This is a genomic window from Flavobacteriaceae bacterium GSB9, from assembly GCA_022749295.1.
Lineage (GTDB): Bacteria > Bacteroidota > Bacteroidia > Flavobacteriales > Flavobacteriaceae > Flavisericum.
The window spans coordinates 154,419-169,252 of record CP062007.1 but is presented as its reverse complement, the minus strand read 5'-3'; the positions used below and the strand labels follow the sequence as shown (position 1 = coordinate 169,252).

General features: G+C 36.9%; 13 protein-coding genes. 9 read left to right on the top strand and 4 right to left on the bottom strand.

Translation table 11 applies throughout. The features are described from left to right. Positions 1-23: 23 nt before the first annotated feature. Positions 24-290 (bottom strand): hypothetical protein, encoded by a 267-nt coding sequence (locus tag GSB9_00162; GenBank protein UKM63619.1) that lies wholly within the window; start codon positions 288-290, stop codon positions 24-26. Between the two features lie 44 nt (positions 291-334). Next, positions 335-922 (bottom strand): GTP cyclohydrolase I FolE, encoded by a 588-nt coding sequence (gene folE / locus GSB9_00161; GenBank protein UKM63618.1) that lies wholly within the window; start codon positions 920-922, stop codon positions 335-337. A gap of 123 nt (positions 923-1,045) precedes the next feature. On the opposite strand from folE, the gene GSB9_00160 reads away from it, so the two are divergent. Further along, positions 1,046-1,723 carry an ABC transporter ATP-binding protein gene (locus tag GSB9_00160; protein UKM63617.1) on the top strand — a complete coding sequence of 226 codons (678 nt, stop codon included), beginning with the start codon at positions 1,046-1,048 and terminating at the stop codon, positions 1,721-1,723. Between the two features lie 63 nt (positions 1,724-1,786). On the opposite strand, the gene GSB9_00159 is transcribed toward GSB9_00160, so the two are convergent. Continuing rightward, positions 1,787-2,596 (bottom strand): hypothetical protein, encoded by an 810-nt coding sequence (locus GSB9_00159; protein UKM63616.1) that lies wholly within the window; start codon positions 2,594-2,596, stop codon positions 1,787-1,789. Positions 2,597-2,753: 157 nt separating this feature from the next. Between GSB9_00159 and GSB9_00158 the strand changes: the two genes are divergently transcribed. From GSB9_00158 to GSB9_00156, 3 genes are all read left to right on the top strand, one after another. Then, positions 2,754-3,539, top strand: a complete 786-nt coding sequence (locus tag GSB9_00158) for a TIGR02757 family protein (GenBank protein UKM63615.1) — start codon at positions 2,754-2,756, stop codon at positions 3,537-3,539. A gap of 322 nt (positions 3,540-3,861) precedes the next feature. After that, positions 3,862-5,310 (top strand): PhoX family protein, encoded by a 1,449-nt coding sequence (locus tag GSB9_00157; GenBank protein UKM63614.1) that lies wholly within the window; start codon positions 3,862-3,864, stop codon positions 5,308-5,310. Positions 5,311-5,316: 6 nt separating this feature from the next. Beyond that, positions 5,317-7,128 (top strand): methylamine utilization protein, encoded by a 1,812-nt coding sequence (locus GSB9_00156; GenBank protein UKM63613.1) that lies wholly within the window; start codon positions 5,317-5,319, stop codon positions 7,126-7,128. Between the two features lie 387 nt (positions 7,129-7,515). Here the strand turns inward: GSB9_00156 and GSB9_00155 are convergent, their stop codons facing one another. Next, complete coding sequence (locus tag GSB9_00155) at positions 7,516-9,408, bottom strand: peptidase M61 (protein UKM63612.1); 1,893 nt, start codon at positions 9,406-9,408, stop codon at positions 7,516-7,518. An 86-nt stretch (positions 9,409-9,494) separates the two neighbouring features. Between GSB9_00155 and GSB9_00154 the strand changes: the two genes are divergently transcribed. The 5 genes from GSB9_00154 (at position 9,495) to GSB9_00150 (ending at position 14,806) form a co-directional block, all read left to right on the top strand. Next, positions 9,495-10,502: a glycosyltransferase gene (locus GSB9_00154; GenBank protein ID UKM63611.1), complete on the top strand. Its 1,008-nt coding sequence runs from the start codon at positions 9,495-9,497 to the stop codon at positions 10,500-10,502. 128 nt (positions 10,503-10,630) lie between these two features. After that, positions 10,631-12,556 carry a BatA and WFA domain-containing protein gene (locus tag GSB9_00153; GenBank protein UKM63610.1) on the top strand — a complete coding sequence of 642 codons (1,926 nt, stop codon included), beginning with the start codon at positions 10,631-10,633 and terminating at the stop codon, positions 12,554-12,556. Beyond that, on the top strand, positions 12,553-13,809 hold the full coding sequence (locus GSB9_00152) for a dihydroorotase (protein ID UKM63609.1): 1,257 nt from the start codon (positions 12,553-12,555) through the stop codon (positions 13,807-13,809). The genes GSB9_00153 and GSB9_00152 overlap by 4 nt, the downstream gene beginning before the upstream one ends. A 3-nt stretch (positions 13,810-13,812) precedes the next feature. Then, the gene (locus GSB9_00151) at positions 13,813-14,145 is read left to right on the top strand and encodes a hypothetical protein (protein UKM63608.1); all 333 of its coding nucleotides are present in this window, start codon (positions 13,813-13,815) and stop codon (positions 14,143-14,145) included. 4 nt (positions 14,146-14,149) lie between these two features. Further along, on the top strand, positions 14,150-14,806 hold the full coding sequence (locus GSB9_00150; protein ID UKM63607.1) for an alpha/beta fold hydrolase: 657 nt from the start codon (positions 14,150-14,152) through the stop codon (positions 14,804-14,806). Positions 14,807-14,834 lie beyond the last annotated feature (28 nt).

The following is a 14,834-nucleotide window of genomic DNA, read 5'->3' as shown; positions in this document are numbered from 1 at the left end:
GTTTTTTTATACTCATTTTTCAATTATTCCTTTTTTTTATTAAAAACATAGGTGTACAACCACATTAAAGTAAAGGTTGGAATAACATCTAATCCGGGCAAAGCCTCTTCTACAAAAGCGATGACTCCGGCAATTCTACCGGGTTTCCCTTTGTAAAGTTTGGTCATTAACCAACCTGAAACGGGCGCCCAAACCACATCTGAAAACTCACCCACACCAGGTATAAAAAAAGAAACATAACCTAAGGCATCTAAAATGACACCTATTATTAATACTTTGTATTTATTCATGCCATACGTTTTCTTCTATAAACAAAACAAGAAATATACCATAATTACTTCCCGATGAGCTTTAAAAATTCATTTCTGGTTTCACTTTTTTCAAACTGTCCCCTAAAGCCCGAAGTGGTGGTTACCGAGTTTTGCTTTTGAACGCCACGCATCATCATACACATGTGCGATGCCTCAATAACGACCGCCACGCCTTGAGGTTTTAAGGTGTCGTTTATACAATCTAAAATCTGTTCGGTTAAACGCTCCTGAACCTGTAATCGCCGTGCAAAAACGTCAACGACACGAGGCAACTTGCTCAACCCAACAATTTGTCCGTTGGGTATATAAGCGATGTGAGCCTTTCCAAAAAATGGCAAAATATGGTGCTCGCAGAGCGAATACAACTCTATATCCTTAACAATGACCATTTCGTCGTAAGTCTCTTCAAACATGGCTTCCTTTAATATTTCAACTGGATCTTGATGATACCCTTGGGTTAAAAACTGCATCGCCTTGGCGGCACGCTCAGGGGTTTTTAGTAAGCCCTCGCGACTAGGGTTTTCTCCCAAATCGCTTATTATATGTTCATATCTCGCCTTAACGTCGTCGGTAACTTTTAAATTATATTCTTCAAAACTCTTATACGGCATGGCCCATAAATTTTATTTTTCAAATAAATATAGCCCTAAAAATGGATACCACAATAAAAAAGGCATTTGAAATTGTACAGGAAAACATAAAATAGTAATTTCACCACTGATTTTTTTCAACCAATGATTCAAGCAAAAAACATTCATAAATATTACGGTGATTTACACGTTTTAAAGGGTGTTGACCTCCATATTGAAAAAGGGGAAATCGTTTCGGTTGTAGGCGCCTCTGGTGCCGGAAAAACAACACTTTTACAAATTCTGGGCACGTTAGACAAAGCCTCGTCTAAAGCATCTTTCAAGCTGGACATTAACGGAACCGATGTTAGCGCTTTAAAGGATAAAGCCTTGGCTAAGTTTAGAAATGAACATATTGGTTTTATTTTTCAGTTCCATCAATTGCTACCCGAATTTACAGCATTGGAGAATGTTTGTTTACCTGCTTTTATAAAAGGCACTAACAAAACAAATGCCGAAAAGCGCGCTAAAGAGTTGTTGGATTTTTTAGGGTTATCGCAGCGATACGACCATAAACCTGGTCAGCTTTCTGGTGGTGAACAGCAACGTGTAGCTGTTGCCAGAGCTTTAATAAACAATCCTGATTTAATTTTTGCCGATGAACCTTCAGGGAATTTAGATAGTGAAAGCGCCGAAAACCTACACAACCTCTTTTTTAAACTGCGTGACGAGTTTGGACAAACCTTTGTTATTGTGACCCATAACGAAGAGCTTGCCGACATGGCCGATAGAAAACTCACTATGGTTGATGGCAAAATTATTACTGACCAGCCTTCAAAATAAAAAAGGTTTACAGCACATTGTAAACGCTACAAACCTTATATCTATTTAATTAATTTTTAACGATTAATTTCCAAACGGATAAGTTTCTCCAAAAATAGTAATGTTAGAAGCCGAGTAATTGATTTTTATATTGTTGATGCTCCCAACACTTACGTCAAGTATCCCTGCCTCTATACCGCGTGGCAGTAACAAAACATGTAAATCTTCTTCAATAGTTAAGGTATAAGGTACACCTTTTGAACTTTTTCCTGTTTGCGAACCATCCAGTTTGTATTCGTCATCCCAAATATTGAAAGGTGTATCAGCTCCAGCCACCCAAGTTCTAGTTGAATTTTCGGTGTAGTTAATACTTGCTCCAGTTGGCATGATAATTTTTCCATTATCGATAACCACACTGTATTGCAATTGGTCATCGGCATTAGCTCCCAGATTGGTGACCACATGGTTGCCTTCAACTTTAAAGTCTTCATGATAATAATTATCAAACGTAGTGGTGTGCACACTGTTTGTTTCTCTGTACCATCCCGTTGACACTGCGGTCACAATACCTTTTCTAGTAACACCATCCTTGCACAACACACCTGCACCATAATCAATCGTTGTGGTTTTAGGGAATGTTGTTAAATCCATTGGAGACACGGTAATAGTTGGCCCTTCACTTTTAGATTTTGCCGATCGCGATCCGGTAGTATTTTCAGCCGTTAAAAGGGCATCGCCACTATTATTTCCAACATCTTGAAATATTTTGTTTACTGTAACATATTCGGTTAACGCCTCTAAAGCTGCTGCTGAATCAACACTTTGTGTGGCTTCTTCAGTTTCTTCGCAGCCCATAAGAAAAATGGCTAAAATGGGGACTATTAATTTTCTCATAACATAAAATTTAGTTCATCAAATAACGTAATAAATGTTATTTTCAGTATGGCTTTTGAATGATTTTTTACCGTTTAAACGATATTTTTACCGTTTATCGATATTATATTCGGTTACTCCAATAGAAAAATTGTATTTTTGAGGTAGATATTTAACCATGAATAATACTGCTTTGAAGCTAAATCCATCCGAATTAAAAGAATTCCTTGATGCTAAAGTTGAAACTTACAACAACCCGGATTTTATTGAAAGCGACCCGATTCAAATTCCACATCAGTTTTCAAAAAAAGAGGACATCGAAATAGCTGGTTTTTTAACGGCTACCATTGCTTGGGGTAATCGAAAAAGTATTATCAATAACGCGAAAAAACTCATGGTTTTGTTGGATCATGCCCCGCATGATTTTGTAATAAATCACCAAGATACCGATTTAGAACAACTGTTGCCCTTTGTACACCGCACGTTTAACGGTGTCGATTGCATTCAGTTTATAACCTCTTTAAATCATATTTATAAGCACCACCAAGGCTTAGAGCAGGTATTTGCCAAACACGCCGAAGCAGATTCGCTTCAACACGCTATTTCAAAATTTAAATCTGTTTTTTTTGAAATAGACCATTTAAAGCGAACGCAAAAACACGTAAGCGATCCATTAAAAAATTCGGCAGCCAAACGCATTAATATGTTTTTAAGGTGGATGGTACGCCCAAACAATACTGGCGTAGATTTTGGCATTTGGAAAACCTTATCGCCCAACCAACTTTCCTGTCCTCTGGATGTCCACTCGGGTAATGTAGCTAGAAAACTAGGCTTACTGCAAAGAAAACAAAATGACACCAAAGCTTTATTGGAATTGGATACAGCACTAAGAATCTTAGACTCCAATGACCCAGCAAAGTACGACTTCGCCCTTTTTGGTTTGGGAGTTTTTGAAAAGTTTTAATTAACATGAGTTCTATATAAATATTTCCATTGGCCTTAAACTACCAACAATTTATATGTCTGGTTGAATGAAGTCGAAACCTAATTAAAACCTTTGCCGCTCAAGATGACAACATTCAACTTCATTTGGAATACAAATCAACCGCAGACTTCTTAAATTGTACTTACATTAATTAGAATGAGTTTAAATGTTAAGCTTTTCTTTACATAAGTAACGTTACATTTACAAAATCTTCATTCAAAGCCAAAGTTTTCATAACCTCGCTTCAAGGCTATCAAGGTAATTTTACACCAACTATTAATCCACTAAAATTATCTTAAAAATGAAAAAATCAATTTTACTAAGCTTTTTTGCATGTGCTGCTTTGACGTCTTGCGATATGAAAGACTTTGTTGAGCATGGGAACAACAAGGGCAAAAAAACTATTGTATTAAAAAATCGCTCGGTTACTCCTAACCTACTTGATTTAAAGCCAGGGTTTAAAAACTTACACGTAACCACACTATTGTCTTCAGAAGACGAATTGCCTATTACACCTAACTTTGTTTATGGCAGTATGGCTGACGGTGCTGGACTTTTAAAAAATAACGACGGCACTTTTACTTTAATAAACAATATTGAAGCTGATTACTCTGTAGCTAGAATCACTTTAGACGAAACTTTCAAGCCCGTTGCTGGAGAATATATATTAAATGCAGAAGCTACAGCTCGTACCGCCCAATGCTCTGGTTCCATGATAACCCCAGAAGAGCATGGCTTTGGTCCATTATACCTTTCTGGAGGTGAATGGGGCGGTACTTCTAAAGCGGTTTTTGTAACAGACCCATATAAAGATGGCGCCGATGCCTCAATTGCTGAAACCCTTCCAGCTTTAGGACAATGGTCGGTTGAAAATGCCGTGGCGATGCATAAAAATGCATTCCCAGGAAAAACCGTTGTGCTTGTTGGTGACGATACTAGCGATAACGAAATACCTTCTGGCCAATTAGCTATGTACGTTGGCAACCAAGGTGACTTGCACGGTGGAAACCTTTACGGTTTAAAAGTTTTAACCGAGGGGATTAACTATGAAATGGATATGCAGGAAGGTGTTACTTACGATATTGCATTTGAAGAATACAACGAAAGAACTTTAGACGAGCTTGAAGCTGAATCTAGAGCAAAAGGCATTATGGGCTTCTCGAGAGTTGAGGATATCGACTGGAGACGAGGGTCTGCAGAAAACAACAGAGAATTCTTTTTTGCCGTTACTGGTAGAAAGAAGGATGCTTTGTTAGGAAAAGGCACATTTTACGGAAGAATTTACCATGTTATTTTAGATAAAAACAATCCACTTAACGGCACAATAACTTGTGTATTGGATGGCGACATTTTAGATGGAAAAGCTAAGGCATTCCACAGTCCAGACAACATTGTTGTAACCGAAAACTATGTGTATATCCAAGAAGATCCAAACGGATATCCCGATACTCCAGAAAAGAGTCACTTCGCCCAATTGTACCAGTACAACATTACATCTAAAAACCTTAAAACCGTTTTAGAGTGTAACCAAGAATACGCTGAATCATTGGGCTATGGCACAACTTCTAGAAACTGGGAAATTACTGGCATGATCGATATTTCTGAAACGATTGATGTAGACCGTACCTTCTTGTTAATTACCCAAAACCACGGTTGGGAAAACCCATTATTTACCGACCCTTTAGCAAACCCTAATACAGACAGAAACGAAGGCAGCATGCTTTATGTTATAAAAGGTTTAAACCGATAATAACTTATGAATTTCAATTATAAAAAAGGGGCTTATGCTATCATAGGCCTCTTTTCATTGTTATTAAGTTCTTGTTTACAAGAGCAGCAATCAACATACCAAAGTAAGCAAACAAGTGAAAACAAAATGCTTCAAGAGGCTTTCTCTAGAGTGCTAGGGCTAACCATAACTTATTTGGACAGCCTATCAAATAGCGACATACCCAAAGCATGCGAAAAGTATTACCGAAGTGCGCGGTTACACTTTAAAAGGGCCGAGCCTATTTTGGCCTTTGTAGATTCAGAAAACTATAAGTTTTTAAATCAACCCAACATTTTGAAGGTGGAAGAAGAGGATGCCACCGATATAAAAATTAATAACCCAACTGGTTTTCAGGTTTTGGAAGAAGAACTTTTTGTTGAAAACCCAGATTTTAAGAGCATTAAAAACCATGCGCAAAAAACATTACAGCGGCTTCAACTAATAAAAGAAAACCTCAATTTTAATTATATAAAACCATACCATGTGCTTTGGATAGTTAGGGACCAAATTATACGAACGGCTTTAACAGGCATTACAGGTTTTGACTCTCCCGTATTGGAACAGTCGCTAGAAGAAGCCCAAACCACATATTCGGCATTAAAAACCTATTTGGATATTTATGAATCTTCTTTTAATAACAGTACGCTTTACAAGCAGTGGACACAAGCCCTTGAAGCTGCCAACCGCGATTTAAATGCCGATTTTAAGGATTTTGACCGCTATGCCTTTATAAAAAACCATACGCATAAAAACCTTGAGCTTTGGAACCAAACGGTTACCGATTGGAAAGTTACATTTCCTTTTGAAAAAGCGATTAAGAACAAGGCCACTTCACTATTTTCAAACCAAACGTTTAACATAAACCATTTTTCTGGTTACAACGATAGTTTAACAGAAGAAAAAGTGGTTTTGGGAAAAATGTTATTTTTTGAAAATGATTTATCTTCCTCAAAATCCATAAGCTGTGCCACGTGCCACATCCCCGAAAAGGGATACACCGATGGTTTAACAATCTCAAAAGGTGTAACCCGTAACAGCCCGACATTGCTGTATGCTGGTTTACAACAAGGTTTTTTCTACGACAATCGCTCTGGCAGCTTAGAAGGACAAATTGTTTCGGTTGTTAAAAACAAAAATGAATTCCATAGCGATTTAGACACTTTCGAAAAAGTATTAAAAGACAACCCTAAATACACAGAGGCTTTTAAAACCGCTTTTAAGGATTCCATAAAGCAAGATCACATTAGGCATGCCATTGCCAGTTTTATAAGAAGTTTAACGCCTTTTAATTCGAAATTCGACCGAAACATCAACAACCTAGAAAACACATTATCGGCATCTGAAATTAATGGCTTTAACCTGTTTAATGGTAAAGCGAAATGCGCCACTTGTCATTTTGCACCGCTATTTAACGGCACCGTACCTACACGTTTTAAAGAATCGGAAATGGAGCTTATTGGTATTCCAAAAACTACAGATACCATTCATGCTGAAATTGATAACGATTTAGGGCGCTACAATTTGTTTAAAACCAAAGAAAAAAAGTATTTCTTTAAAACTCCAACTGTTAGAAATATTGAACTCACAGCACCTTATATGCACAATGGTGTTTATAAAACGCTTGATGAAGTATTACATTTTTACAATATTGGAGGCGCTGCGGGCTTGGGCATAGAAATGGAGAACCAAACCTTGCCAACTGACCCGTTAAACCTATCGGAAAAAGAAAAACAAGATATTATCGCATTTTTAAATGCGCTTACTGATAATTCTACGAATTCAGAATTAGATTATTAAAATCTTAATGATATAACCTGTTGTGAATTTTGAAAAGATTGTCTATACCAGAGTATGATTTTTCGATTGCAATGAGAAAAATTTGTGTCGAGAATTAAGATTTTGATAACCAAAAAGTTCTCGATACAATTTTTCGTTCCTCAAAATCACTCGAACTGACGGTCAAACTCAACATTAGGTTCAAAATGCTCAACTTAATAGGGTATAAAAAAGCTGTCTAAAAAGAATCTCTTTGTCATTTCGAGCATTTGATATTAAGAGGAGCAAACATGGTTTGCGGTAAATATCGAGAAACCTCATTATATTGAAAATAAAATATTTAAAAGTTTCTTCGCTTCACTCTTAACAACTTTCTTTCAGACAGCTTTTATCTTTCTAAAATTATAACTACCCTTTTAACCAAGCTTTACGCAAGGCCTTTTGTGCTTCTGTGGCATCTGGATTTTCAATCAACCTTTCCCCTTCAGTGTAAGCTTGGGTTGTTGTGGTTTTTATAAGTACTTCTTCCCCATCGCGCTCAAGCTTTACCTCAATATCTCTACCGGGTTTCCATAAAAACACTTGCTGCAACACCTGGTTAGCGTTCTGTAAGGTTACTTCGGTACCATCAATGCTTTTGATGATATCATTCGGTTGTACACCCTGCTCCTTCCAAAAACTATTTTTCAATACTTTTTCAGTAAAAAATATAGTTCCTTTTTTTCCATCTCCACTAACAATGGGGGCACCATCCATAACAATATAATTAGTTTCAACTTTTCCCGTTCCAATCTCCAAACCAACTTTTTTGAAAAACGTGTTATAGTTTATTGGTAAATCACCAACCACATGTGTATTTAAAAATTCGCCTATGGACGGATAGGTCATTTCAGTAATTTCAGCTATCAACGTATCATCATCAAAAGGCTTATTTTTACCGTATTTATTTGAAAGTTCTTTCATCAAGGATAAAATACCTCGCTGCCCATTGCTTTCCTCTCGCATTAAAATATCGATGCACATGCCAATTAAAGCTCCTTTTTGATACACGTTTAAGTACTGGTCTTTATAGGGGGTTTTCAACACATTTTCACTCATTATGGTGAAACTCATCGCATCGTTTAATTGTTTTGAGGCCTGAATTTTACTATAAATTTCGTTATAAAATTTATTTTCATCCACCAAACCTTGGTCTATTTGAAACAAGGTTGAAAAGTATTCGGTTACCCCTTCGTACATCCAAAGATGTTTTGAAAAGGTTGGGTTGTTGTAATCAAAATAGTGGACATCTTCAGAATGCACACTTAACGGTGTAACGATATGGAAAAACTCATGCGACACCACATCTACCATGGCATCGGCCAAGGCGTCTTCATCCATAGACTCTGGTAAAACCACTACTGTTGATGTATGGTGTTCTAAAGCGCCAAACCCTTTAGGCGAATCGTCGGCACCATCAGACAGATACAAATAAATATCATATCGAGCGGTTGAGTTAATATCGCCCAAATAGGTTTTTTGGGCTTTCATCATTTTAAAAACGGTTTCTTTTAACGATGCCGCAGTATGTTTTTGGTTTGGCGAATACACGCTCAATACAATTTTTATATCGCCTACTTGGAACTCTTCAACATCTAAATTACCGTACATCATAGGGTTATCGGTAATATCAAAGTAACGTGGCGCCAAATAGCTTGTGGTTATCCATTGGCCATCTGTACTGGTTTTAGAGTCTATATTTTGCAATGCCGAAGTACGAACAAAATCGGCATCTGCAGTGACATTCAGTTTGTACTGGTTGCTTTTAAGCGAATCGAAATACCCAACAAAACCATGTAGGTTCAACACATAGTTTTTGGGTTCAATATTGGTTCCTGCCGGCGAAAACGGTTGATCTTTACCAATACCGCCTTCTTCTTCAATATCATAGGTGTCGTTAACAAAATAAGTTACCTTATCTAGTTTTTTGGCATTTGCAATGGTCCATGAATTAGCATCTATTTTAGCTACTTCCATTTCATTGCCAGAGTAATCATAAGCCTTAAAACCATCTACGTATTTTCCAAAATCACTCACCGAATAGGTACCTTGAATAACCCTTGGCAGCCTATAGGTTACCACTTTTTGAGTAAACCGCCCTGGATTAATGGTTACAGGGGCTTTGTCGTTATTAATTTTTGATAAATCTATAGTTGCTTCAATGGGCAAATTTGTTGCCAAATCGTTTCCTGTTTTGTTTGCAGAACCACAACTAGCCAACAAAACACCGGCCATTAAAGCCATAATAGTCTTAGAATTCATGTATTAAGATTTAAAGTTTTTTAATTGACGTGCAAAATACCATTATGTTACGGTCGCCATTCTTAAGGTTTTGTTAAATTCGCAACATGCAAAAACCCTTGGTAAGTATTTTAGTTCCGTTTAAGAACACGGATAAATTTTTGGAAGCATGCATCCAATCAGTAACCGACCAAACCTATGACCATTGGGAATTGTTAATGGTTGACGACCACTCTACCGACAACAGTTACCAAACAGTTAACGCTTTCGCGGAAAACGACGCACGGATTAAACTTTTTGAAAACACGGGAAATGGCATTATCGATGCCCTTCAATTAGCATTTTCTAAAAGTGAGGGCGACTTTATTACCCGAATGGATAGCGACGATATCATGATGCCCAATAAAATCGAAACACTTTCTAAAAACCTACTTCAGTACGGCAAAAACCATGTCGCCGTGGGCTTGGTTAAATATTTTGCAGAAGGTGGCGTAAAACCGGGATACAAAAGCTACGAAGATTGGCTAAACAGGCTCACCAAATCAGGCAGTAATTACGATGAGATTTATAAAGAGTGTGTTATACCATCGCCATGTTGGATGGTTTATCGCGAAGATTTATTAGCCTGCGATGCGTTTAACCCACATATTTACCCCGAGGATTACGATTTAACGTTTCGGTTTTACAAAAACGGTTTTAAATGCATTCCGTGTAACGAAATATTGCACCAATGGCGCGATTATAGCACCCGAACTTCTAGAACGCACGTACATTATGCCCAAAATCATTTTACATCGTTAAAGATCAATCATTTTTTAGATATCGATTACAACCCACAAAAGGTATTGGTAGTTTGGGGCGCTGGCGCAAAGGGTAAAATTGTAGCAAAAACTTTAGTTGATAGCAACATTGACTTTGAATGGATTTGCGACAACCCTAAAAAAATCGGGAAAGATATTTACGGAAAAACCATGCAACCCTTTGAAACATTATCGGGCATAAAAAACTCGCAAAGCATTATTACAGTAGCCAACAAACAAGCGCAAAAAGAAATTCGGGCCTATTTAAATGCCTTACAACTTAATCCTGTTGAAGATTATGTTTTCTTTTGTTAGTAAAATATTTGTAAAGCTGTTACTTTCTATACATTCAAAGCATTATGGATATAAAAGACAAGTTCTTACAACCAAAACAGCATGCTATATTAGATAAAATATGTAGTTTTGAATAATTAAAAAACACTATGCAGTTTAAACACCCTGAACTTCTTTACGCGCTTTTTTTACTGCTCATTCCTATTATTGTTCATTTATTTCAACTTCGGAAATTCCAAAAAGTAGATTTTACCAATGTGGCCTTTTTAAAGGCAGCTACCATGCAAACCCGTAAAAGTTCGCAAATAAAAAAATGGCTGATTTTATTAACCCGAATGTTACTTTTAGCAACTCTTGTTTTTGCTTTTGCACAACCTTTTACCACTAAAAACAACAGCTTTAAAACAGAAAAGGAAACGGTTATCTATCTCGATAATTCGTTTAGCATGCAGGCCAAAGGTAAACAGGGCGTTTTGTTTAAGCGTGCCATTCAAGATTTGATTACTAATATTCCTGAAGACGAAAACGTAACCATTATAACCAATAACAGCAGGTTTAAAAACACTTCCATAAAGGCTATAAAAAATGATTTGTTGCAAATGGAATATAGCGCCAACACTATTTCAACGGAAGCTGCCCTACTAAAAAGTAAGTCGGCGTTTAGCAATAAAAATGGCATTGAAAAAAATATTGTTCTCATTTCAGATTTTCAAGGATTAGACGCCAATTTTCGTCCAGAACCAGATTCTACAACCCAACTAAATCTTGTGAAACTCGAACCAGTAAACCGTAACAACATTTGGGTCGATAGTGCTTTTATTTCTAAAAAAGGTGCCAATGGCATAGACTTGAACATTATTTTGAGAAATAGTGGAACTCCCATAGATAACTTTCCTATTTCGCTATTTAATAACGATACCTTAATTGCTAAAACATCGGTTAGCATCAATAAACGGGCAGAAACCATATTTTCAATTCCCGCCAATGAGGTCATTAATGGAAAAATAACTATAAACGATGCCAACCTACCATTCGATAACACATTATTTTTCAATATTAATAAAACGCCAAAAATTAATGTTTTGGCTATTAATGCAGCAGACGATTCATTTTTAAAGCGCCTTTATACCGATGATGAATTTAATTATTCTTCAACGCAAGTCAACCAACTCGATTTCAATCTTATCGATTCGCAACACCTCATCGTTTTAAATGAGTTAGACGATATCCCCCTATCGCTTTCGGTTGCTTTACAGCAATTCGCCAAACAAGATGGAGCCATCGTTATTATTCCTTCAAAAAATATCAACACAGAATCTTACAATCAATTTTTAGCCAATTACAACAACCGTTTTTCAGAATTAAATCCAACCGAAAAACGTGTAACCACCATAAATTATGGCCATCCGCTGTTTAAAAACGGGGTTTTTGAAAAACAAGTAAAAAACTTTCAATACCCAAGTGTTAACAGTTTTTACAAACTTGCGTTAAACACTATGGCTCCTGTTCTTCAATTTGAGGATGGAGCGCCTTTTCTTGTCCAAAGCCAAAATGTTTATGTATTCACTTCGGCGCTAAATCAAGAAAATTCAAGTTTTCAGAACTCACAGCTTATTGTACCCACACTTTACAACATCGGTAGGCAGAGCCATAAAACACCAGAATTGTACTATACCATTGGAAACGAAAATACTTTTGATATTGAAACGCAAATGCAACAAGACGCTGTTTTATCATTGATTAAAGACGAAGTAAATATTATTCCGAAACAGCAATATTTTAATAACAAAGTAGTTGTTTACACTTCTGAAACACCAGATATTTCGGGAATATACGCTGTTAAAAATAAAAACAAAACCGTAAAAAACCTAAGCTATAACTACAACAGGGACGAAAGTAATTTAAACTACAAAGATTTATCGGCTTTAAAAAATGTAACGGTTAGCAATTCTTTTACCAAAACTTTCGATGCTTTAAAAAGTGACTCGAAAGTTAATGCGCTATGGAAATGGTTTGTTATTTTTGCACTAGCGTTACTGCTAATAGAAATGCTCATCTTAAAATTCTTTAAATGAACATACTTATAAAATCGGCCACAATTATTGATTCTAAAAGCGAGTTCCATAATTCTACTCAAGATATTTTAATTGAAAAAGGCACGATTACAGAGATAGCCCAAAGCATTGAAAATACCAAAAACTATCGAGAAATCCATCTTGAAAACCTGCACATTTCGCAGGGTTGGTTTGATAGTAGCGTAAGTTTTGGAGAACCCGGTTTTGAAGAACGTGAAACCATTAAAAACGGACTGAAAACAGCCGCTTTTTCCGGCTTTACCAGTGTTGCCGTTAACGCAAACAGTAAACCGGTTATTGATTCGAATTCCGATATTACCTTTTTAAAATCTAAAGCAAATAACCACGCCGTAAACCTATTGCCCATTGGCGCTTTAACGATAGGCAGTCTGGGTAATGATCTAGCCGAACTTTATGATATGACATCGGCCGGAGCGGTAGCGTTTTACGATTATAAAAAACCTATATCCAACCCAAACCTCATGAAAATTGCCCTGCAATATGCGAGTAATTTTAACGGTTTGGTATGCTCCTTTCCGCAGGAAAATAAAATTGCAGGGAAAGGTGTTGTAAACGAAAATATAAACAGCACTAAATTAGGATTGAAAGGAATTCCCGCCTTGGCCGAAGAGCTGCAAGTAGCGCGTGATTTGTTTTTACTGGAATATACCGGCGGAAAATTACATATCCCAACCATATCAACGGCTAAATCTGTTGCTTTGATTAGAGCGGCCAAAAAGAAAAAACTGGACGTAACCTGCAGCGTCGCCATTCATAATCTGTATTTTACAGATGATGTTTTAAGTGATTTTAATACGCATTTTAAGGTGTTGCCGCCATTGCGGACACAAACCGATATGGAAGCTTTAATTGAGGGGGTGAAGGACGGCACCATCGATATGATAACCAGCGACCACAACCCAGTTGATGTCGAGCTTAAAAAAATCGAATTCGACCATGCTGAATATGGCACTATCGGACTTGAAAGTGCATTTGGTGCGCTTCAACAAATTTTCACATTAAAGAAAACCATAGACCTTCTAACAAAAGGGAAAACACGTTTTGGGATGGAACAATCAACTATCAATATTGGCAATAAAGCTAACCTTACACTTTTCAACCCAAATGAAAAAGCAACCTTTACCAAAAACCAAATAGTTTCTAAATCGAAGAATGCCATTTTTGAAAACGAAACACTTAAAGGTAAGGTTTACGGTATTATTTCTAACAACCAAGTGGTTTTAAACACTTAAAACATGACAGCAGATATAGAACGCGGACGCAAGAATGCCATTATTAGTTACATCACCATCATTGGTGTTATTATCGCCTATTTTTTAAATAACGAAGAAAAAAACAAAAGCGCATTTGCCAGTTTTCACATTAGGCAATCGCTCGGGCTTTGGCTTACGTTTTGGGCTTTAGGCTATCCTGTTGGCAGTTTTGACAGCTGGATGGTAACTTCTGCATTTTACCTGTTTTTTGCGGTTCTTTTTATTTATGGTTTTTCGGGAGCCGTTTCAAAAAAAATGAATGAAGTCCCTTTGCTCGGCCCTTTTTACCAAAAACTTTTTGCAAACCTAGGTTAATAACATGGAAAATACCGCATTGTCTTTAGAGCATATTACCAGAACATCTTCATTAACCGAAAATGCACCGTTGCTAATAATGATGCACGGTTACGGAAGTGATGAAAATGACTTGTTTTCGTTTGCTTCAGAATTGCCTGAAGAACTTTTTATCATTTCGGTAAAAGCACCTTACGCTATGCAACCTTTTGGCAATGCATGGTACGCCATTAATTTTGACGCTGAAAAGGGAAAATGGAACGATAATGAACAGGCCAAGCAATCGCGTGATTTAATTGCTCAATTTATTGATGAAGCCGTTGCCACTTATCCAGTGGACAAAAATAAAGTCAACCTTTTAGGTTTTAGCCAAGGCAGTATCCTTGGTTATGCCGTGGCACTAACTTATCCTAAAAAAGTAAAAAACATAGTAGCTTTAAGCGGCTACATAAACCAAGATATTTTGCCTAAGGATTTAGAAACCGCAGATTACTCAAACCTGGATTTTTATTGTTCGCACGGTAGTGTCGACCAAGTGATTCCAGTGGATTGGGCCAGGCAGACCGTCCCGTTTTTAAGTCATCTGAATATAAAACACCAGTATTCCGAATTTCCTGTTGGTCATGGCGTAGCACCGCAAAACTTTTACGAGTTTAAAAACTGGCTGATTGAAAGGATTTAATTGAAAACCTTTTAGAAATAGAATTTAC